Source organism: Corallococcus sp. EGB (genome assembly GCF_019968905.1).
In the GTDB taxonomy this organism is placed as follows: domain Bacteria; phylum Myxococcota; class Myxococcia; order Myxococcales; family Myxococcaceae; genus Corallococcus.
The window spans coordinates 4,712,565-4,736,576 of sequence record NZ_CP079946.1 but is presented as its reverse complement, the minus strand read 5'-3'; the positions used below and the strand labels follow the sequence as shown (position 1 = coordinate 4,736,576).

The following is a 24,012-nucleotide window of genomic DNA, read 5'->3' as shown; positions in this document are numbered from 1 at the left end:
GGACACCTGGCCCGTCGGCGCGGGCAGCGCCTTGCGGTCCACCTTGCCCGCGGGCGTCAGCGGCAGTGCGTCCAGCACCACGAAGGCCGCGGGCACCATGTACTCCGGCACCTCGCTCTTCAGGTGGCGGCGCAGCTCCACCACGTCCAGCGGACCGGCCTGCTGGGGCACGACGTAGGCCACCAGGCGCTTGTCGCCCGGGACATCCTCGCGCACCACCACCGCCGCCTCACGCACTTCCTTGTGGTGCAGCAGCACGGACTCGACCTCGCCCAGCTCGATGCGGAAGCCGCGCACCTTCACCTGCGAGTCGATGCGGCCCAGGTACTCCAGCTCGGCCGAGCCCGTCCACCGCACGCGGTCGCCCGTGCGGTACAGGCGCGCGCCCGCGTCGGCGCTGAACGGGTTCGGGATGAACCGCTCCGCCGTCAGGTCCGGCCGGCCCTGGTAGCCGCGCGCCAGGCCCACGCCGGACACGTACAGCTCACCCGCCACGCCCGGAGGCACCGGGCGGAGCGCGTCGTCCAGCACGTACACCTGCACGTTCGCCCACGGCCTGCCGATGGTCAGCCGCTCGGGGTTGGCTCCGCCCTCGGTCAGCGTCGCGCAGACCGTGGCCTCCGTGGGGCCGTAGGCGTTGATCATCAAGCGCCCTGCGCCCCACTTGCGCGCCAGCTCCACGCTGAGCGCCTCGCCGGCGGAGACGACGGTGCGCAGGCCCTCCAGGCCCTCCGTGCCCAGCTGCGCGAGCACCGACGGCGTCAGCGTGACGGCGGTGATGCGCTGCGCCTGGAGCAACGTGCGCAGCGGTGCATCCGGCAACAGCCGGTCGCGTGGCGCGAGCACGAGCGTGGCCCCGGCGACGAGCGTGCCGAACACCTCGCACACGCTCGCGTCGAAGCTGGACGCCGCGTACTGGAGCACGCGGCTGCCCGGCGCGTACCGGTGCGCGCGGCCCGCCTGAAGGGCCGTGTTCACCAGGCCCTGGTGCTGCAGCAGCGTGCCCTTGGGCCGGCCCGTGGAGCCCGACGTGTAGATGACGTAGGCCAGGTTGGCGGAGGTCATCACCACGGACGGCGCGGTGGTGGGCAGCGCCTGGAGGACGTCGCGCACGTCATCCAGGTGGAGCCCCTCACGGCCCTCCGCGTGCAGGCCCGGCATGGGCTCGCCGCGCGTCACGAGCACCGTGGCGCCGCTGTCCTCCAGCATGTAGTCGAGCCGGTCGATGGGGTACGCCGGATCCAACGGCACGAACGCGCCGCCGGCCTTGAGCACGCCCAGCATGCCGACCACCAGGTCCAGCGAGCGGTCCAGGCAGAGCGCCACGCGCACCTCCGGTCCGACGCCCCGGCCGCGGAGCAGGTGCGCCAGCTGGTTCGCCTTCGCGTCCAGCTGCGCGAACGTGAGCGACGTGTCCTCGTAGACGAGCGCCGTCGCGTCCGGCGTGCTCCGCGCATGCGCCTCGATGAGCGACGGGACGCACACGTCGCGCGGGAAGGCCATGGCGGTGTCGTTCCACACCACCAGCACCTGCCGCGCCTCGTCCTCCGTCATCAGGGGCAGCGACATCACGCGCTGGCCCATGTCCGTGGCGATGCCGTCCAGCATCATCACGAAGTGCTGCACCAGCCGTTCGGCGGTGGCGCGGGAGAACAGGTCGGAGTTGTACGCGAGCCGGCCCAGGAAGCCCTCGGCTGCGTCCGCCAGCGAGAGCGACATGTCGAACTTCGCCGTGCGCGCTTCCGCCTCGAACGTCTTCAGCGTGAGGCCGGCCACGGACACCTGGCCGGACAGCTCCTCCGCCTGGAGCACGAACATCGCCTGGAAGAGCGGCGAGCGGCTGGTGTCGCGCACCGGGTGCAGCTCCTCCACCAGCTTCTCGAACGGCACCTCCTGGTGGACGTGCGCGGACAGCACCGTGTCACGCACCTGGCCCAGCACGTCGCGGAAGGTCGGGTTGCCGGACAGCCTCGCGCGCAGCACCAGCGTGTTGACGAAGAAGCCGATGAGGCCCTCCGTCTCCGAGTGCCCGCGGCCCGCGGCCGGCGAACCCACGCTGACGTCATCCTGGCCCGCGTGGCGCGCCAGGAGCACCTGCCACGCCGCCAGGAGGAACATGAACGGCGTCACGCCCTGTTCGCGGCACAGCGCCTTGATCCGCTGCGACAGCGTCCGCGGCACCTTCACCGCCACGCCGCCGCCCGAGTACGTCATCACCGCCGGGCGCGGGAAGTCCGTGGGCAGCTCCAGCGCGGAGGGCGCGCCGGAAAGCTGCTGCCGCCAGTACTCCACATGCCTGCCCATCACGTCGCTGCGCAGCCACTCCCGCTGCCAGCCGGCGTAGTCCGCGTACTGCACGGCCAGCTCTGGCAGCGGCGAAGCCTTGCCCTCGCGGAAGGCCGCGTAGAGCGTGGCGATCTCGCGGACCAGCAGGCTCATGGACCAGCCGTCCGTGATGATGTGGTGCAGCGACAGGAGCAGCACGTGCTCCGTCCGCGACATGCGCAGGATGAGGGCGCGCATGAGCGGCCCGGTATCCAGGCGGAAGCCCCGGTTCGTCTCCGCGTCGGCCAGGCGCTTCGCCTCGGCCTCGCGCTCCGCGTCGGCCAGGCCGCTCAGGTCCACGACGTTGAGCGACGCCGGCGTAGGCTCGTGGATGCGCTGCACGGGCTGGTCGCCTTCCGCGTGGAAGGTGGTGCGCAGCGATTCGTGGCGGCGGACCAGCTCCGTGAAGGTCCGCTCCAGCACGCCCAGGTCCAGCTCGCCCTCCAGACGGACGGGCAGCACGATGTTGTAGAACGCGCTGTCCGGCTCCATCTGGTCCAGGAACCACAGGCGCTGCTGGGCCAGGCCCAGCGGCAACGAGCCATTGCGCGGCAGCGGCACGATGGGCGGCGCCTGGAGGCCCTGCTCCGTGCGCACGGACTGATCCACGCGCTGGGCCAGGTCCGCGATGGTGGGCGCCTCGAAGAGCGCGCGCAGCGGCAGCTCGACGCCAAACGCCTCGCGGATGCGCGAGGCGACCTGCGTGGCCAGCAGCGAGTGCCCGCCCAGTTCGAAGAAGTTGTCGCGCACCCCTACCCGCTCCACGCCCAGGACCTCCGACCAGACCGTGGCGAGCATCTCCTCCGTCGGCGTGCGCGGCGCGGCGAACTCCGCCTCGCTGCGCTCCGTGCGGGCATCGGACGGCGCGGGCAGCGCCTTGCGATCCACCTTGCCCGCAGGCGTCATCGGCAGCGCCTCCAGCACCACGAAGGCGGACGGCACCATGTACTCCGGCACCTCGCCCTTCAGGTGGCGGCGCAGCTCCGCGACATCCAGCTCGCTGTCCGGATGCGCGACGACGTAGGCCACCAGGCGCTTGTCGCCCGGCACGTCCTCGCGCACCACCACCGCCGCCTCACGGATGTCCGTGTGGTGCAGCAGCACGGACTCGACCTCGCCCAGCTCGATGCGGAAGCCGCGCACCTTCACCTGGAAGTCGATGCGGCCCAGGTACTCCAGCTCGCCCGTCGCCAGCCACCGCACGCGGTCACCCGTGCGGTAGAGCCGCGCGCCCGCGTCGGTGCTGAACGGGTTCGGGATGAACCGCTCCGCCGTCAGGTCCGGCCGGCCCTGGTAGCCGCGCGCCAGGCCCACGCCGCCGATGTAGAGCTCACCGGCCACGCCCACCGGCACCGGACGCTGTGCCGCGTCCAGCACGTACACCTGCGCGTTCGCCCACGGCCTGCCGATGGTCAGCCGCTCGGGGTTCACGCCGCCCTCGGTGAGGGTCGCGCAGACCGTGGCCTCCGTGGGGCCGTAGGCGTTGATCATCAAGCGCCCTTCGCCCCACTTGCGCGCCAGCTCCACGCTGAGCGCTTCACCGGCGGACACGACGCTGCGCAGGTTCTCCAGGCCCTCCGTGCTCAGCTGCGCGAGCACCGACGGCGTCAGCGTGGCGGTGGTGATGCCCTGCTCCTTGAGCAGCGTGCGCAGCGGTTCGTCCGGCAGCAGCCGGTCGCGCGGCGCGAGCACCAGCGTGGCGCCCGTGGCCAGGGTGCTGAAGATCTCCCAGACGCTGGCATCGAAGCTGGACGCCGCATACTGGAGCACGCGGCTGCCCGGCCCCACCCGCTTCGCCGCGGCGGCGCGCAGGGCCGTGTTCACCAGGCCCTGGTGCTGAAGCAGCGTGCCCTTGGGACGGCCCGTGGAGCCGGACGTGTAGATGACGTAGGCCAGGTGGTGCGCGGACACGCCCGAGCGCGGCGCCTCTTCCGGCATCCGCTCGATGGCATCCACGTCCATGTCCAGTTGGATGGTCAGGCGGCCATCGGTGGGCAGCGAGTCCATCAGCGACTCCTGCGTCACCAATACCGGCGCGCCCGAGTCCGACAACATGTAGTCGAGCCGCTCCACCGGGTACGAAGGGTCGAGCGGGATGAACGCGCCACCGGCCTTGAGGATGCCGAGCATGCCCACCACGAGATCCAACGAGCGCTCCATGCAGAGCGCCACGCGCACCTCGGGCCCGACGTAGCGGCGGCGCAGGTGGTGCGCCAGCTGGTTGGCCTTCGCGTCCAGCTCCGCGTACGTGAGCGACTGGTCCTCATACACGAGGGCCACCGCGTCCGGCGTGGCCTCCGCGTGCGCCGCGACGAGCGAGTGGATGGTCGCCTCGCGCGGCAGCTCCGCGTGCACGCTGTTCCAGCCCACCAGCACCTGGTGCCGTTCCTCGGCGGACAGCACGGGCAGCTCGCCCACGGGCGACTCCGGCCGGGCGACGATGCCCTCCAGCAGCACGTGCAGGCGCGACATCATCCGCTCCGCCGTCGCGCGGGCGAACAGGTCGGAGTTGTACTCCAGGCGGCCCACGAAGCCGTCCGCCGCGTCCAGCATGGACAGGGCCAGATCGAACTTCGCGGTGCGGGCCTCCGCCTCGTAGGCGCTCAGCGTGAGGCCCGGCACGGACAGCTTCGCCGCCAGCTCCTGGTGCAGCACGAACCACACCTGGAAGAGCGGCGAGCGGCTGGTGTCGCGCACCGGCTGGAGCTCCTCCACCAGCTTCTCGAACGGCACCTCCTGGTGCGCGTGAGCGCCCAGGACCGATTCGCGCACCCGCGCGAGCACCTGGCGGAACGACGGGGCGCCGTCCAGCCGCGTGCGCAGCACGAGCGTGTTGATGAAGAAGCCGATGAGGCCTTCGGTCTCCATGCGGCCGCGGCCGGCCACGGGCGAGCCCACCGTGACGTCGTCCTGGCCCGCGTGGCGCGCGAGCAGCACCTGCCACGCGGTGAGCAGCAGCATGTACGGCGTGACGCCTTCCTTCAGCGCCAGCGCGCGCAGCGCATCCGACAGCTCGCGCGGCAGCGTGAACGGCAGTGTCTCACCGCGGTAGGTCTGTACGGCCGGGCGCGGGAAGTCCGTGGGCAGCTCCAGCGCGGAGGGCGCGCCGGTCAGCTGCTGCTTCCAGTAGCCGACCTGCTTCTTCAGCACGTCGCCCTGGAGCCAGCCGCGCTGCCAGCCCGAGTAGTCCGCGTACTGCACCGGCAGCTCCGGCAGCGGCGACGGCTTGCCCTGGCGGAAGGCCTCGTAGAGCGCGGCCACTTCGCGCACGAGCACGCCGCGCGACCACCCGTCGGACACGATGTGGTGCACCGTGAGCAGCAGCATGTGGCGCACGTCCGAGATGCGCACCAGCGTGGCGCGCAGCAGCGGGCCCGTGGCCAGGTTGAACGGCTTGCTCGCGTCCTCGTCCGCCAGGCGCTGCGCCTTCGCCTCGCGCTCGGTCTCCGGCAGGTCCGTGAGGTCCACGAGCGGCAGCGGCACGGCGGCAGGCGCGTGGACAACCTGCACCGGGTTGCCACCCTCCGCGCGGAAGGTGGTGCGCAGCACTTCATGCCGGCGCACCAGCTCCGTGAACGCCTGCTCCAGCGGGGCCACCTCCAGCGCGCCGTCCAGCATGACCGGCGCGGCGATGTTGTAGAACGCGCTGTCCGGCTCCAGCTGATCCAGGAACCACAGGCGCTGCTGCGCGAATGACAGCGGCAGCGTCTGCTCGCGCGACAGGGGCACGATGGCCGGCGCCTCCAGGCCGAAGCCCTGGCGGACCGCCTCGTCCACGCGGGCGGAGAGCGTCTCCACCGTGGTCGCCTCGAAGAGCGCGCGCAGGGGCAGCTCCACGCGGAATGCGCTCCGGATGCGGGAGATCATCTGCGTCGCCAGCAGCGAGTGGCCGCCGAGCGCGAAGAAGTCATCCTTCACGCCCACGCGCTCCACGCCCAGCAGCTTCGACCACAGGCCCGCGATGAGCTCCTCGGTGGGAGTGCGCGGGGCCACGTGGGCCCGGCCGCCTTGAGTCTCCTGCTCCGGTGCGGGCAGCGCGCGGCGGTCCACCTTGCCGTTGGACGTGAGCGGCAGCGCGGCCAGCATCACGAACGCCGACGGCACCATGTACTCCGGCAGCCGCGACTTCAGGCCCTGGCGCAGCGCACCGGCCTCCAGCGTGTGGCCGGGGACCGCGACGACGTAGGCCACCAGGCGCTTGTCGCCCGGCACGTCCTCGCGCGCCAGGACGACGACCTCCGCCACGCCGGGCAGGCCGCTCATCGCCGCTTCGATTTCAGGCAGCTCGATGCGGAAGCCGCGCACCTTCACCTGGAAGTCGACGCGGCCCAGGAACTCCAGCGCGCCGTCCGGCAGGTAGCGCACGCGATCGCCCGTGCGGTACACGCGCGCGCCCGGCGCAGGGTGGAACGGATCCGCCAGGAAGCGCTCCATCGTGAGGCCCGGCTGGCCCAGGTAGCCCCGGGCCACGCCCGCGCCGCCGATGAAGAGCTCACCGGGCACGCCCACGGGGACGGGCTGCATGGCCGCGTCCAGCACGTACATGCGCGCGTTGGGCAGCGGACGCCCCAGCGGCACGGAGGCCGTGGCCGCCAGCTGCGTGCCCCGCTCCACCTTCCACGTCAGCACGCCGACCGTGGTCTCGGTGGGGCCGTAGTGGTTGAAGACCTCGAGGCCGGGCACCAGCGCGTGCACGCGCGCCACGAGCGCCGGGTCGGAGGCCTCACCGCCCAGCACCAGCCGCTTGCGCGGCAGGACGCGCTCGGGAGACGACGACGAGAGCAGCGCCGTCAGGTGAGAGGGGACGATCTTCAAGCAGTCCACCGCGTGGCGCTGGAAGTAGTCGCCCAGCGCGGCCGGATCGGAAGCCCGGTCGCGGGAGATGAGGTGCAGCGTGCCGCCGCCGCTCAGCGTCGGGAAGACGGCGGTGTGGCCCAGGTCCGCGGCCAGCGTGGACACCGACGCGAAGCTCGCCGCGGGCGGCAGCTCCAGACGCAGCGTCACGCCCTCCACGTAGTGGTTGAGCTGGCGGTGCTCGATGGCCACGCCCTTGGGCCGGCCCGTGGAGCCGGACGTGAAGATGACGTAGGCCAGCGAGCTCGCGTCGCCCAGCCGCGCGGGGTTGTCCTCACGCTCGCGCGCGAGCATCGAGGCGTCGGAGTCCAGGCACACGTGTCCCCTGGAGGCATCCGCCACGTTCGCGGCGAGCGAGGCCTGGGTGACCACGAGCGAAGCGGCCGCATCCTCCAGCACCGTGCGCAGGCGCTCCGGCGGGTGCGAAGGATCCAACGGCACGTAAGCGCCGCCGGCCTTGAGGATGCCCATCATGCCGACGATGGCGTCTGGGGTGCGCTCTGTGAGCAGACCCACGCGAGCATCCGGGCCCACGCCGCGCGCGCGCAGCCAGTGCGCGAGCTGGTTGGCCCGGCGGTTCAGCTCGCCGTAGGTGAGCTGGCCGTCGTCGCAGACCACCGCCACGGCGTCCGGCGTGTGGGCCGCGTGAGCCGCGAAGCGCTCATGCACGCAGGTGTCACCCGCGGGCGCCGCGTCCGTGGCGTTCCACTCCACCAGCAGCTTCTGGCACTCCACGTCCGGCAGCAACTGCGCGTGCTCATGACGCGCGTGCGGGTTGGCGGCCATCGCCTCGAGGGCACGGAAGTAGTAGCCCGCAAGCGCCTCCGTCTGGTCCGCGTCACGCTGCGTACCGTTGGTGCGCAGCACGAGCATCAGCGCGCCGGTGTCCGGCCGCTGGAGGAAGAGCGTGCTCAGCGGCAGCTCCATCCACGCGGTGGACGGCGTCTCCTCCAGCAGGCGCACGCCTTCGAGCTGAGACAGGCCGCCGGCCACGTGGAAGTGGACGAAGTTGAAGATTGTCTCGAACAGCCGCTGGCCCCCCAGCTGCTGCTGCAGCCGGCCCATGGGATAGCGGCGGTGCGGCCAGATGTCGCCGTCCGCCTTCGAGACCTGGCGCACCAGGTCCAACCACGTTCCGTCCTCCAGCGTCACCGGGAACGGGATGCTGTTGAGGAACAGGCCCACCATGCGCTCGCTGTCGGCGGTCTCCGGACGGCCGTTGGCGACCACGCCCGTCACCACCGAGCGACGGCCCTCCATCAACGCGCGCACGCGCAGGTGCGCCGCCAGCAGCACGGTCTTCAGCGGCACGTTGGCCGCCTGCGCCACGCGCTGCAGTCCTTCCTGGAGCGCGCCGGGCACGTCCACCTGCCGCATGCTCAGCACCGGCGACTGGCCCTCGGGCAGCGGCGGGCGCGGAGCCGGACGGTCCACTTCCGCGAGGCGCGACTTCCAGAAGCGCTCGCCCTCGCCGGAGGTGAGCGACTGGTGCTCCAGCGCGACGAACTGGCGGTAGGTGACGGCCAGCGGCGCCGCCTCCGGGGCCGGGGTGCCGCGCAGCAGGTTCACGTAGCCGCGGAACAGCTCCGCCAGCAGCGTCGCGAGGCTCCAGCCATCCAGGATGGCGTGGTGGAAGATGAGCGAGAACTGGAGCGTCCTCTCCGTGCGGCGGTAGAGCGCGAAGCGCAGGAGCGGCGCGCGGCCCCAGTCGAACGGACGGCAGCGGTCCTCCTCCACGAGCTTGCGCAGGAGCGCGTCCTGCTCCGCGGCAGGCACGTGGCGCACGTCGTGGAGGGTCAGCGGCACCTGCGCCTCGCGGTGCACGAGCTGCAAAGGCTGCTCGTAACCGGTGAGGTCGAACGACGTGCGCAGGATGGAGTGGCGGCGGGCCAGCTCGGCCAGCAGCTGGCGCAGCTTCGCCTCATCCAGCGCCATCTCCAGGTGGTAGCTGGTGGCGTCGTGGTACATGCCGGACGCCTGGTCCAGCTCGCTCTGGAAGAGCATGCCGGCCTGGAGCACGGCGACCGGGTAGGCGTCCTCCACGTCCGAGGGCAGGCGCGCGCGGTCCGCGTCGGACAGCAGGCTGAACGGCTCCGAGCCCGGGACGGCCTGCGCCGCGGCCTTCGCCGGGGCCGCCTGCACCAGGTTTCCGAGCGCGCGGATGGTGGGCTGGCGCAGCAGCTCCATCATGGGCAGATCCAGCCCGCGCTCGCGCAGCTTCGCGATGAGCTGGATGCTGCGGATGGAGTCACCGCCCAGGTCGTAGAAGCTGTCGTCGATACCGACGCGCTCCACGCCCAGCACCTCCGCCCAGACCTCGCACAGCGCGGTCTCCTCCGGCGTGCGCGGCGCAGCGAACGCGGTGGACATCTGCGGACGCTCGCTGCCGGGCACGGGCAGCGCGCGCCGGTCCACCTTTCCGTTGGGCGTGAGCGGCAGCGCGTCCAGCGGCACCAGCGCCGTGGGCACCATGTACGCGGGCAGCTTGTCGTGCAGGAACGCCCGCATCGTGTCCACGCCCAGCGGCTCCGCGCCCTCCTCCGTGACGACGTAGGCCACCAGGGCCTTCTCGCCCGCGACCTCCTGCACGGCCACCGTGACGTCCAGCACGGACGGGTGTCCGCGCAGCGCCGCCTCGATCTCGCCCGGCTCGATGCGGAAGCCGCGCACCTTCACCTGCTGGTCGATGCGGCCCAGGAACTCCAGGGTGCCGTCCGCGCGGAAGCGGACCTGGTCACCGGTGCGGTACAGCCGCGCGCCCGGTACGGGGCTGAACGGGTCCGGGATGAACTTCTCCGCCGTCAGCTCCGGCTGGTTCAGGTAGCCATGCGCCAGGCCGTCGCCGCCCGCGAAGAGTTCGCCGGGGGCGCCCAGGGGCACGGGCTCCAGGGACGCGTTGAGCACATGCACGCGCGTGCCGTTGATGGGACGGCCAATGGGCACGGAGATGCCGAGCGCGCCCGAGCCCTCCACCGGGTAGCACGCGGTGAACGTCGTGTTCTCCGTGGGGCCGTAGCCGTTGATGACGCGGCAGCCCGGCAACTGCTCCATCACGCGCAGCACGTGCGCGGGAGACAGCACGTCACCGCCCGCCAGCAGCTGACGCACGGGACGCAGGCCCTCCAGGTTGCCGTCCACCATCTGGTGGAACAGGCCCGCGGTGAGCCAGAGCGTGCTCACACCCTCGCGAGCGATGACCTGGCCCAGCTCGTCCAGCGTGGGCGCGCGCGGCGGGAACACCGCGAGCTTCGCGCCGTTGAGCAGCGCGCCCCACAGCTCGAAGGTGGACGCGTCGAACGCGAGCGGCGCCAGCTGGAGGAAGACCTCCTTCGACGACAGGCTCACCCACTCCGGACCGCACACGAGGCGCACGACGGCGCGGTGTGGCACGGACACGCCCTTGGGCCGGCCCGTGGAGCCGGACGTGTAGAGGACGTACAGCTCGTCCTCACCCGCCGGCGCCGCGTCGAGGTTGGTGTCCGGACGCCTGGCGAGCGCTGCCGCGTCGTCATCCAGGCTGACCACCTGGAGCCACTGCGCGGGCAGCTCGTCCGCGATGGCGGAGACGCTGACGAGCGCGGACAGGCCCGCGTCCTCGATGAGCATCGAGAGGCGCTCGGTGGGGAAGCTGGGGTCGAGCGGCACGTACGCGCCGCCCGCCTTGGCGATGCCCAGCACCGCGACGACGAGGTCCAGCGAGCGCTCCAGTGACACGCCCACGCGCTTGCCGGGCCTGACGCCCAGGGCACGCAGGTGGTGCGCGAGCTGGTTGGCGCGGGCGTTGAGCCGCGCGGCGGTGAGCGCCTCACCCTCGAAGCTCACGGCCACCGCGTCGGGGGCGCGAGCGACCTGCGCCTCGAAGACGCGCGACACGGGCTGGCCGTGCGGGTACGTCCGCGGGCGGTCGTTCCACGCGGCGAGCGTGCTCCGCTCGTCCTGCGTGAGCAGCGGCAGCGTGCCGATGCGGCGCTCGGGGTCGTCCACGACGGCGCGCAGCAGCGACTCGAAGTGGGCGAAGAGCCGCTCCACCGACGCGCGGTCGAGCACGTCCGTGTTGTGCTCCACCGTGACGGTGAGGCCGCCCTGCCACGGGAATACGACGACGAGCAGGTCCCACTTGGCGGTCCCGTTCGTCTCCGCGTCCAGCAGGCTCAGCTCCAGGCCCGGCAGCTGGAGCGGCGGCAGCGGCGCGTTCTCCAGCACGAACTTCACGTTGAAGAGCTGCCCGCCCGGCTCGCGCGGCGGCTTGAGCGCCTGCACCAGCGTGCCGAAGGGCAGGTCCTGGTGCTCGTAGGCGTCGAGCGTCCCCTTGCGCACGCGCTCCAGCAGCGCGCGGAAGGACAGGTCGTCCGTCACCTGCGTGCGCAGGACGAGCTGGTTGGTGAAGAAGCCGACCAGCGACTCCAGCTCCTCGCGGGCGCGGTTCGCGATGTCCGTGCCCACGACGATGTCGTCCTGGCCGGTGCGGCGATGGAGGAGCGCGTCGAACGCGGCGAGCAGCACCATGAACAGCGTGGCGCCCTCTCCGCGTCCCAGCGCCTCGATGCGGGACGTAAGCTCCGGCGACAGGTGGAAGCGGCGGCTGTCACCGTGGAAGCGATCGCCCGAGGGGCGCGGTGCGTCCGTGCGCAGCGCGATGCGGGGCGCTCCGGCGAGCTGCTTCTTCCACCAGGAGATCTGCTGCTCCAGCACGTCGCCGCTCAGCCACTGGCGGTGCCAGAGGGTGTAGTCCGCGTACTGCACGGGCAGCGCGGGCAGCGGCGAGGGCTCACCGCGCGAGAACGCGGTGTAGAGCGCCTGGAGTTCGTGCATGAACACGCCCACGGCCCAGCCATCCACCACGATGTGGTGCTGGACGAGGCACAGAACATGCTCGCGCGCGCTCAAGCGCAGCAACTGGGCGCGCAGGAGCGGACCCTGGACGAGGTCGAACGGACGCGCGGCCTCCGCGTTCAGGTGCTTGCGGGCCTCGACCTCCGCCTGGGCCGCGGGCAGCGAGGACAGGTCCACCAGCGGCAGCACGAACGGCTTCGGCGGCAGGATGACCTGAGTGGGCGCGCCGGACGCGTCCTGACGGAAGACGGTGCGCAGCGCCTCGTGGCGCCGGACGATCTCCTCCAGGCCGCGGCGGAGCACCTCGACCTCCAGGTCGCCGCTCAGACGGGCCGCGCTGGGCACGTTGTAGATGGGCGTGCCCGGCGTGAGCTGCTCGAAGAGCCAGAGGCGTTCCTGATCGAACGACAGGGGCAACGCGCCGTCGCGAGAGGCGGGCTTCAGGGGCGGCGTCTTGAACTTCCGCTCGGCACCCGCCGCCTCGTCCACGCGGGCGGCCAGGGCGGCCACCGTCGGGGATTCGAAGAGCGCGCGCAGGGGCAGCTCCACCTGGAACTCGCCGCGCAGGCGCGACACCACCTGCGTGGCCATCAGCGAGTGGCCACCCAGTTCGAAGAACGAATCCTCCGCGCCCACGCGCTCCACGGTAAGCACACGCGCGAAGAGGGCCGCCACGCGCGCTTCCGTCGGGGTACGAGGGGCCACGTAGGCGTCAGGGCGCGTGAGCGTGCCCGTAGGGGCCGGCAAGGCCTTGCGGTCCACCTTGCCAGCGGGCGTCATCGGCAGCGCGTCCAGCACGACGAAGGCCGACGGCACCATGTACTCCGGCACGCCGTCCTTCAGGTGCTTGCGCAGCGAGGCCGCGTCCACCGACCGCTCCGGATGCGGCACGACGTAGCCGACCAGACGCTTGTCTCCCGGCACGTCCTCGCGCACCACGACCGCCGCCTCACGCACGTCCGCGTGGCGCAGCAGCACGGCCTCGATCTCGCCCAGCTCGATGCGGAAGCCGCGCACCTTCACCTGGTGGTCGATGCGGCCCAGGTATTCAATCTCGCCGTCCACCAGCCAACGGACGCGGTCGCCGGTGCGGTACAGCCGCGCGCCGGGCTCCTGGCTGAACGGGTCCGGGACGAACTTCTCCGCCGTCATGTCCGGCCGGCCCTGGTAGCCACGCGCGAGGCCCTCGCCCGCGACGTACAGCTCGCCCGGCACACCCACGGGCACCGGGTGGTGCAGGGCATCCAGCACGTACACGCGCACGTTCGCCAGCGGCTTGCCGATGGTCAGGCGCTCCGCGCGGACCCCGCCATGCGTGAGCGTCGCGCAGACCGTGGTCTCGGTGGGGCCGTACGCGTTGATCAGCGTCCTCCCCTGCCCCCACTTGCGAGCCATCTCCACGCTCAGCGCCTCACCGGCGGAGACGATGGTAAAAAGGCCCTCCAGCCCGTCGGTCCCCAGCTGCGCGAGCACGGACGGCGTCAGCGTCACGGTGCTGATGCGCTGCGACTTGAGCAGCGTGCGCAGCGGCTCATCCGGAAGCAGCCGGTCGCGAGGCGCGAGCACCAGCGTGGCCCCGGACACGAGCGTGCTGAACACCTCCCACACGCTGGCGTCGAAGCTGGACGCCGCGTACTGCAACACACGGCGGCCCGTGCCCAGGCCCTTCGCCGCGGCGGCCTGCCGGGCGGTGTTGTTGAGGCCGCGGTGCGGCAGCAGCGTGCCCTTGGGGCGGCCCGTGGAGCCGGACGTGTAGATGACGTACGCCAGCGTGTCGGCGTTGGCGCCGGAGGCCGGAGCGGTCTCCGGCAGCGTCTGGAGCCGCGCCGCCTCCACGTCCATGCGGACCACGCGCAGGCCATCCGTGGGCAGTTGCTGGCTCAGCGACTCCTGCGTCACCAGCACGGGGGCGCCGCTGTCCTCCAGCATGAAGGACAGGCGCTCACGCGGGTAGGACGGATCCAACGGCACGAAGGCCCCCCCGGCCTTCTGGATGCCGAGCATCGCCACCGCCAGGTCCAGCGAACGCTCCACGCAGAGCGCCACGCGCACCTCGGGCCCGACGCCCAGCGAGCGCAGGTGGTGCGCCAACTGGTTCGCCCGCTCATCCAATTGCGCGTACGTCAGCGAGGCGTCCTCGAACACCAGCGCCTGCGCGTCCGGCACGCGACGCACCTGGGCCTCGAAGAGCGCCGGGAACGTCACATCGCCCGCGGTCTCGCCGCACGTGTCGTTCCACGCCACCAGCACCTGGTGACGCTCCTGATCGCCCATCAGCGCGAATTGGGACACCTTCGCCATGGGCCGCACGGCCACGGACTCCAGCAGCACCCGCAGGTGCTCCGTCATCCGCCGCGCCGTCGCCGCCGCGAACAGGTCGGTGTTGTACTCCAGCGCTCCTTCGAACCCGTTCGCCGTCTCCGTCAGCGACAGCGTGAGGTCGAACTTCGCCGTCTTGGATCCGACCTCGTACGGGGACAGCTCCACGCCCGGCAGCTTCAGGTGCGGCAGCACGTCCTGCTGCAGCGCGAACATCACCTGGAACAGCGGCGCATGGCTCAGGCTGCGCTGCGGCTGCAGCTCCTCCACCAGCTTCTCGAACGGCACCTCCTGGTGCGCGTACGCCCCCAGCGTCGTCTCGCGCACCTGCTGGAGCACCTGCTGGAAGCTCGGGTTCCCAGAGAGCTTCGTGCGCAGCACCAGCGTGTTGACGAAGAAGCCGATGAGGCCCTCCGTCTCCGCCTGCGTGCGGCCCGCGATGGGCGAACCGACCGAGATGTCGTCCTGGCCCGAGTAGCGAGACAGCAGCACCTGGAATGCGGCCAGCAGCAACTGGTACGGCGTGACGCCTTCCTGCTTCGCCAGCGCGTTGAGGGAACGGCTCAGGTCCGCGCCGAGCTTCACGGGCACCGTGGCGCCCCGGTACGTCTGCACCGGCGGGCGCGCGAAGTCCGTCGGCAGCTCCAGCACCGCCGGCGCACCGGACAGCTGCTGCTTCCAATAGCCGACCTGCTTCTCCAGCACTCCGCCCAGCAGCCACTCCCGCTGCCACTGCGCGAAGTCCGCGTACTGCACCGTCAGCTCCGGCAGCGGCGACTGCTGGTTGAGGACCTGGGCCTCGTAGAGCGCGGCCACTTCGCGCACGAGGACGCCCAACGACCAACCGTCGGAGACGATGTGGTGCATCGTCACCAGCAGCACGTGCTTCGCTTCGCCCAGCTTCAGCAGCTTCGCGCGGAACAGCGGACCCGCGCCGAGGTCGAACGGGCGCGCGGCCTCTTCCTCCGCCAACCGCCGCGCTTCCGTGTCCTGTGCACCGGAGAGGTCCACCACCGGCAGCTCGAAGGCCTTCGCCGGGTGGATGACCTGCACCGCCTGACCGTTCTCATCGCGGAAGGTCGTGCGCAGCGACTCATGCCGGCGGACGATCTCTTCCAAGGCCCGGCGCATGGCCTCCACATGCAGCGTGCCCTCCAGCTTCACTCCGCCCGCCACGTTGTAGAAGGCGCTGCCCTGCTCCAACTGGTCCAGGAACCACAGGCGCTGCTGCGCGAACGACAGCGACTCCGTGGCGCTCCGAGGCCGAGGCGTGATCGCCGGAGCCTTGGATACACCCTGATCCGAAATGGCCGTGTCCACGGACGCGGCCAGCGCCGCCACGGTGCTCAGCTCGAAGAGCGAACGCAGCGGGATTTCGACGCCGAACGCAGCACGCAACCGGGAGACCAGCTGCATCGCCAGCAGCGAGTGACCGCCCAGCTCGAAGAACGAATCCTCCACTCCCACGCGCTCCATGCGCAGCAACTGCGCGAAGAGCGTGGCCACCTGCTCCTCCGTCGCCGTGCGCGGCGCCACGTACTGGCCCTGAGACAACTGGGCCTCCGGCACGGGCAGCGCCTTGCGGTCCACCTTGCCGTTCGGATTGAGCGGCAGCGCGTTCAGCACCACGAACGCCGACGGCACCATGTACTCCGGCAACCGCGACTTCAGCCCCTTGCGCAGCTCGGCCACATCCAGCGACGCGCCCGCCACGTACGCGACGAGGCGCTTGTCGCCCGGCACGTCCTCGCGCACCACGACCACGGACTCGCGAACGCCGGCCTGCGAAGCCAGCACCGACTCCACCTCGCCCAGCTCGATGCGGAAGCCGCGCACCTTCACCTGGAAGTCGATGCGGCCCAGGTACTCCAGCTCGCCCGTCGCCAGCCACCGCACGCGGTCGCCCGTGCGGTACATGCGCGCACCGGGCTCATCACTGAAGGGATTGGGGACGAACCTCTCCGCCGTCAGTGACGGCTTGCCCAGGTAGCCTCGCGAGAGGCCCGCACCCGCGATGTACAGCTCGCCCGGCACGCCCTGTGGCACCGGACGCAGCCATGCATCCAGCACGTACCCCCGTGAACCCGTCAGGAGACGGCCAACGGTCGGCTCCCGCGTCGCGCCCTTCTCCACGCACAGGTACGTCGAGTACGTCGTGTCTTCCGTCGGGCCGTAGAGGTTGTAGACGGCCTCCACGTTCTTCAGTCCGTACACCGCCTGCGCCAGACGGTTGAGCAGCGGCTCGCCCGCGAGGTTCACCGTCCGCACGGTCTCCGGCACGCCCTGGCTGCGCAGCAACTCCGCCATCGCGGAGGGCACCGTGTTCACCAGCGTCACCCGGCTCGCGTCCTTCATCGTCGGCAGCGCCAGTGCGTTCTCCGCGACGATGACGGCACCGCCGCTGCTCAGCGGCGCGAAGACTTCAAACACCGAGATGTCGAAGTTCAGCGACGTCGACGCCAGCGTGCCCGACAGCTGCTGCGGCATGAAGAACGCCGTCGCCCAGCGCAGGAAGGCCACCACGCTGCGCTGCTCGATGGCCACGCCCTTCGGACGACCCGTCGAACCCGACGTGTAGAGCACGTACGCCAGGTTCCCCAAGCTCGTGCGCGCATCGATGCGCGACGCAGGGTTCTTGGAGATGGTCTCCCAATCCGTATCCAGGCACACGTTGCGAGCCGAGTGCGCAGGCAGCGTGCCCAGCAGCTTCTGCTGCGTCAGCACCACGGGCGCCTGCGCGTCCTCCAACATCCAGCCCAGGCGATCACGCGGGTACGCCGGATCCAACGGCACGTAAGCGCCACCCGCCTTCAGCACGCCCAGGAGCGCCACCACCATGCGCGCCGAGCGCTCCAGGCTCACACCCACCAGCGTGTCCGGCCCGATGCCCATGCCACGCAGGTGATGCGCCAACTGGTTCGCCTGCGCCTCCAGCTGCGCGTACGTCAGCACCTGCCCGTCGAAGTAGACGGCCGGCGCGTCCGGCGTACGAGCCGCCTGCGCCTCGAAGAGCGCCTGCATCGTCCCGCTCACTGGGGCCGGAAGGTCCGTCCCCGAGATGTCCTTGAGCAGCGCCTGCTTCTCCTGCGCGCTCATCAGCGCAAGGTCGAACACCTTCGCCATGGGCCGCACGGCCACGGACTCCAGCAGCACGCGCAGGTGCTCCGTCATCCGCCGCGCCGTCGCCGCCGCGAACAGGTCGGTGTTGTACTCCAGCGTTCCTTCCAGCCCGTTCGCCGTCTCCGTCAAGAAGAGCGTCAAATCGAACTTCGCCGTCCTGGACTCCACGTCGTACGGCGACAGCTCCACGCCCGACAGCTTCAGGTGCGGCAGCACGTCCTGCTGCAGCGCGAACATCACCTGGAACAGCGGCGCATGGCTCAGGCTGCGCTGCGGCTGCAGCTCCTCCACCAGCTTCTCGAACGGCACCTCCTGGTGCGCGTACGCCCCCAGCGTCGTCTCGCGCACCTGCTGGAGCACCTGCTGGAAGCTCGGGTTCCCAGAGAGCTTCGTGCGCAGCACCAGCGTGTTGACGAAGAAGCCGATGAGGCCCTCCGTCTCCGCCTGCGTGCGGCCCGCGATGGGCGAACCGACCGAGATGTCGTCCTGGCCCGAGTAGCGAGACAGCAGCACCTGGAATGCGGCCAGCAGCAACTGGTACGGCGTGACGCCTTCCTGCTTCGCCAGCGCGTTGAGGGAACGGCTCAGGTCCGCGCCAAGCTTCAAGGGCACCGTGGCGCCCCGGTACGTCTGCACCGCGGGACGCGCGAAGTCCGTCTGCAACTCCAGCAGCGCCGGAGCCCCAGCGAGCTGCTGCTTCCAGTAACCGACCTGCTTCTCCAGCACCCCGCCCGACAGCCACTCCCGCTGCCACTGCGCGAAGTCCGCGTACTGCACCGCCAGCTCCGGCAGCGGCACGGCGCGGCCCTGCGAGTGCGCCTCGTAGAGCGCGGCCATCTCGCGCACGAGGAGCCCCAGGGACCAACCGTCGGAGACGATGTGGTGCATCGTCACCAGCAGCACGTGCGTCGCCTCACCGAGCTTCAGCAACTGCGCACGGAACAGCGGACCCGTGCCCAGATCGAAGGGCTGCAGGGCCTCCTCGTTGACGCGGCGCTGGGTCTCTGCCTCGCGGGCCGCTTCGGCCACGGTCGACAGGTCCACCACGGGCAGGGCCACCCGGCCCGCGGCCTGGATGATCTGCACCGCCTCGCCGTTCTCCTCACGGAACGTCGTGCGCAGCGACTCGTGCCGCGCGACGATCTCCTGGAGCGTCAGGCGCAGGGCCTCCACGTCGAGCGCACCTTCCAGACGCACCGCGCCCGGGATGTTGTAGAGCGCGCTGCCCTGCTCCAGCCGGTCCAGGAACCACAGGCGCTGCTGCGCGAACGACAGCGGCAGCGAGCCCTCACGAGCCACCCGCTTCAACGGCGGCAGGCTCGCGCCTTCCGACGGCTGTAGCTTCTTCCCGTCGATGAACGCCGCGAGCGAAGCCACCGTGCTCAGCTCGAAGAGCGAACGCAGCGGGACCTCGACGCCGAACGCAGCGCGCAGCCGGGAGACCAGCTGCATCGCCAGCAGCGAGTGACCGCCCAGCTCGAAGAACGAATCCTCCACTCCCACGCGCTCCACGCGCAGCAACTGCGCGAAGAGCGTGGCCACCTGCTCCTCCGTCGCCGTGCGCGGCGCCACGTACTGGCCCTGAGACAACTGGGCCTCCGGCACGGGCAGCGCCTTGCGGTCCACCTTGCCGTTCGGATTGAGCGGCAGCGCGTTCAGCACCACGAACGCCGACGGCACCATGTACTCCGGCAACCGCGACTTCAGCCCCTTGCGCAGCTCGGCCACATCCAGCGACGCGCCCGCCACGTACGCGACGAGGCGCTTGTCGCCCGGCACGTCCTCGCGCACCACGACCACGGACTCGCGAACGCCGGCCTGCGAAGCCAGCACCGACTCCACCTCGCCCAGCTCGATGCGGAAGCCGCGCACCTTCACCTGGAAGTCGATGCGGCCCAGGTACTCCAGCTCGCCCGTCGCCAGCCACCGCACGCGGTCGCCCGTGCGGTACATCCGCGATCCAGGATCCGTGCTGAAGGGATTCGGAACGAAGCGCTCCGCCGTGAGCGACGGCTTCGCAAGGTAGCCACGCGCCAGGCCCGCGCCCGCCAGGTACAGCTCGCCCGGCACGCCCTGCGGCACCGGTCGCAGCCACGCGTCCAGCACGTAGGCACGTGAACCCGTGAGCGGACGTCCAATCGTCGGCTCGCGGGCACCGTTCTTCTCCACCCGCGTGTACGTCGAGTACGTCGTGTCTTCTGTCGGGCCGTAGAGATTGTAGACGCCCTCCACGTTCTTCAGCCCGTACAGCGCCTGTGCCAGACGGTTGAGCAGCGGCTCACCCGCGAGGTTCACCGTGCACACCGAGGCCGGCACGCCGTGGCTGCGCACCAACTCCGCCATCGCGGAGGGCACCGTGTTCACCAGCGTCACGAGGCCCGCGTCCTTCAGCGTCGGCAGCGCCAGCGCGTTCTCCGCGACGATGACGGCACCGCCGCTGCTCAGCGGCGCGAAGACCTCGAACACCGACAGGTCGAAGTTCAGCGACGTCGCCGCCAGCACACCCGCCAGCTGCTTCGGAGTGAACGCAGCCTTCGCCCAGTGCAGGAACGCCACCGCGCTGCGCTGCTCGATGGCCACGCCCTTCGGGCGACCCGTCGAGCCCGACGTGTAGAGCACGTACGCCAGGTTCCCCACGCTCGTGCCAGTCGCGACAGGCGTGGTCGGCTGACGCGCGATCACGGATCCGTCCGTGTCCACGCAAACGGTCTTCGCCGGGTGCTCAGGCAGCACCGTGAGCAGCTTCTGCTGCGTCAGCAGCACCGGGGCCCTCGCATCCTCCAGCATCCAGCCCAGACGCTCACGCGGATACGCCGGGTCCAACGGCACGTAAGCGCCACCGGCCTTCAGCACGCCCAAGAGCGCCACCACCATCCGGGCCGAGCGCTCCAGGCTTACGCCCACCAGCGTGTCCGGTCCCACGCCCAGTCCGCGCAGGTGGTGCGCCAGCTGGTTCGCCTGCGCATCCAGCTGTGCGTACGTCAGCAGCTCTCCATCGAAGTGCACCGCGGGCGCATCCGGTGTCCGCACCGCCTGCGCCTCGAAGAGCGCCTGCATCGTCCCGCTCACAGGGCCCGACAGGTCCGTCCCCAAGATGTCCTTCAGCAGCGTCTGCTGCTCCTGCGCCCCCATCAGCGGAAGCTCGGACAGCTTCCCGCCCGGGTTGGCGACCAGCGACGCCAGCAGCACGCGCAGGTGTTCCATCATCCGCCGCGCCGTCTCGGCCGCGAACAGGTCCGTGTTGTACTCCAGCGTCCCTTCCAGCCCGCCCGCCGTCTCCGTCAGGTAGAGCGTCAGGTCGAACTTCGCCGTCTTCGACTCGACCTCATACGGGGACAGCTCCACGCCCGGCAGGCGGAAGTGCGGCAGCACGTCCTGCTGAAGCGCGAACATCACCTGGAACAGCGGCGCGTGGCTCAGGCTGCGCTGCGGCTGCAGCTCCTCCACCAGCTTCTCGAACGGCACGTCCTGGTGCGCGTACGCACCCAGCGTCGTCTCCTTCACCTGGGCCAGCAGCGCACGGAAGCTCGGGTTGCCCGAAAGGTTCGTGCGCAGCACCAGCGTGTTGACGAAGAAGCCGATGAGCCCCTCTGTCTCCGCGCGCGTGCGTCCCGTGATGGGCGAACCCACGCTCACATCGTCCTGGCCGCTGTAGCGAGCCAGCAGCACCTGGAACGCCGCCAGCAGCAGCATGTACGGCGTGACGCCTTCCTGCTTCGCCAGCGCTCCCAGCGCCTTGCTCAGCTCCGCGCCCAGCTTCACCGGCACCGTGGCGCCCCGGTACGTCTGCGCCGCCGGACGCGCGAAGTCCGTCGGCAACTCCAGCAGCGCGGGCGCACCGGCCAGGCGCTGCTTCCAGTAGCCGACCTGCTTCTCCAGCACCCCGCCCAGCAGCCACTCCCGCTGCCACTGCGCGAAGTCCGCGTACTGCACGCGCAGCTCGGGCAGCGGAGAACCCCGGCCCGCACGGAACGCGTCGTAGAGCGCGGCCACCTCCCGCACGAGCACGCCCATGGACCAGCCGTCGGAGACGATGTGGTGCATCGTCACCAGCAGCACGTGCTTCGCCTCGCCCAGCTTCAGCAGGTGCGCGCGCACCAGCGGCCCCGTGCCCAGGTCGAACGGGCGCACGGCCTCTTCGTCCACGCACCGGCGCGCCTCCGCCTCACGCGACACCTCCGGGAAGCCTGTCAGGTCCACCACCGGCAGCTCGAAGGCCTTCGCCGGATGGATGAACTGCACCGCCTCGCCGTTGTCCTCGCGGAACGTCGTGCGCAGCGACTCGTGCCGGCGGACGATCTCCTCCAGGCTTCGCCGCAGCGCCTCAGCGTCCAGCGCGCCGTCCAGCCGCACTGCGCCCGGGATGCTGTAGAGCGCGCTGCCCTGCTCCAGCCGGTCCAGGAACCACAGGCGCTGCTGCGCGAACGACAGCCGCTGTGTGGCGCCCCTCGGCCGAGGCGCGAGCACCGCCGCCTTCGTCGCGTCCTGCTTCGAGGCCACGATGCGCTTCGCCAGCTCCACCAGGCTCGGTCCCTGGAGCAGCAGCTCCATGGGCAGCGCCGTCCCCAGCCCCTTCTCCACCGCGTGCGCCAGCTCTACCGCGCTCAGCGAATCCAGGCCGTAGCGCGTGATGGGCTCACGCACATCCACCGTCTTCGCCGGCACCTTCAACTGCTCCGCCACGCGCTCCACCAGCCATGCCAGCGTGGCCCGCACGGGCTCCGGCACGTCCTCCCGGACCGGCGCCGCCACGGGCTCCGCGGCGGCTTCCGTCTCTTCCGACTCCTCGAACCCCGGCTCGCGCCACACCAGCACCGTGCGCAGCTCGTCCGAGAGGAACTGCGCCTTGCACGCGTGCCGCTGGATCTTCCCGCTGGAGGTCTTCGGGATGCTGCCGGGCTCGATCAGCGCCACGGCGTGCACCTGCACCTCGTGACGCTCGGCGACGCGCTGGCGGATCTCCTTCACCGCCGCCTCCGCCATGTCCACCTGCTTGCGCAGGTTGCCCGCCTTGCGCAGGTCGATCTCCTGCACCACCACCAGGCGCTCCTCGCCCGCTACCTCCAGCGACACCGCCGCGACGCTGCCGGCGCGCAGCGCGGGGTGGCTCTCCTCCACCGTCTGCTCGATGTCCTGCGGGTAGTGGTTGCGGCCCCGGATGATGATCAGGTCCTTGGCCCGGCCGGTGACGTACAGCTCACCGTCCCGCATGAAGCCCAGGTCGCCCGTGCGCAGGAACGGACCTTCGTCCGTGCCCTTCACGCGCGCCTGGAACGCCTCCGCGGACGCCTCCGGCTTGTTCCAGTAGCCCAGCGCCACGCTGGGACCACGCACCCAGATCTCACCCACGCCGCCGGGCGCGCACGCCTCGCGTGTCTGGGGATCCACGATGACCACGGGGTGCCCCGGCCGCTCCTCGCCGCAGCCCACCAGGACGCGTGCCTCCGGCTTCGCCGCGTCCACCAGCACCGCCCGGCGCTGCTCCAGCGCGGGGGCATCCAGCGCGCACTGCACCGGCGGCGCCTCCACGCGTCCGCCCGACACCAGCAGCGTCGCCTCCGCCAGGCCGTAGCACGGGTAGAAGAACTCCCGCTTGAAGCCGTGCGGCCCGAAGGCCTGCTCGAAGCGCTCCAGCGTCGCCGGACGGATGGGCTCCGCGCCGGTGAACGCCACACGCCAGGAGCTCAAATCCAGCGACTGCCGCTCCTCCGCCGGGATGCGCCGCACGCACAGATCGAACGCGAAGTTCGGTCCACCGCTGACCGTGGCCTTGTAGCGGGTGACGGCCTCCAGCCACACGCGCGGGTTCTTGAGCATCGTCAGCGGCGACATCAGCGCCGCGTGGAACGTCGCGTACAGCGGCGTGAGGATGCCGCCGATGAGCCCCATGTCGTGGTACGGCGGCAGCCAGATGACGCCTGAGCTGCTCGCATCCAACTGGAACGCGTGGGTGATCAGCGCCAGGTTGTGCGCCAGGTTGCCGTGGCTCAGCATCACGCCCTTGGGCGAGCCCGTGGACCCTGACGTGTACTGGAGGAACGCCAGCGTCGACGCGTCCACCGCAGGCGGCGTCCAGTCCGCCTCCCCGCCCGCCGGAATCTCGTCCGTCGCCACCCAGTGCAGCGAGCGCAGGTCCGGCGCCTGCTCGAAGACGAACTCCGTCATGGACAGGATGCCGGACGTGGTGATCACCACCGTCGCGTTCGCGTCCTGGATGATCGCGCGCAGGCGCGGCAGCGTGCGCTCCAGCCGCATCGGATCCGGCGGGTACGCCGGCACCGCGACGAGCCCCGCGTAGAGGCACCCGAAGAACCCCGCCACGTACTCCAGGCCGGGCGGGTACAGCAGCATCACGCGCTCGCCGGGCTTCGCCACCTTGCGCAGCGCCACCGCGATCCGGCGCGCCCGCGCATCCAACCCCGCGTAGCTCAGCGTCCCGTCTTCCTGCCCCGCATCATCCAGGAAGGTGTACAGCGGCTGATCGGACCGATCTCTGGCCCGGCTCCGCAGGATTTCGATGAGGGTGGAATGCGAGGGCGTCAGCGCAGGGGGACGAGACAA

At 71.1% G+C, this 24,012-nt stretch carries 1 protein-coding gene (cut by a window edge); it reads right to left on the bottom strand.

The annotated features are described in order from the left end of the window. On the bottom strand, positions 1 to 24,012 hold the 5' portion of the coding sequence (locus KYK13_RS19745) for a non-ribosomal peptide synthetase (RefSeq protein WP_223646441.1). Its footprint begins 7,503 nt before the window's first position; the window shows 24,012 of its 31,515 coding nt (coding positions 1-24,012); the start codon lies at positions 24,010 to 24,012; its stop codon lies beyond the left edge, outside the window.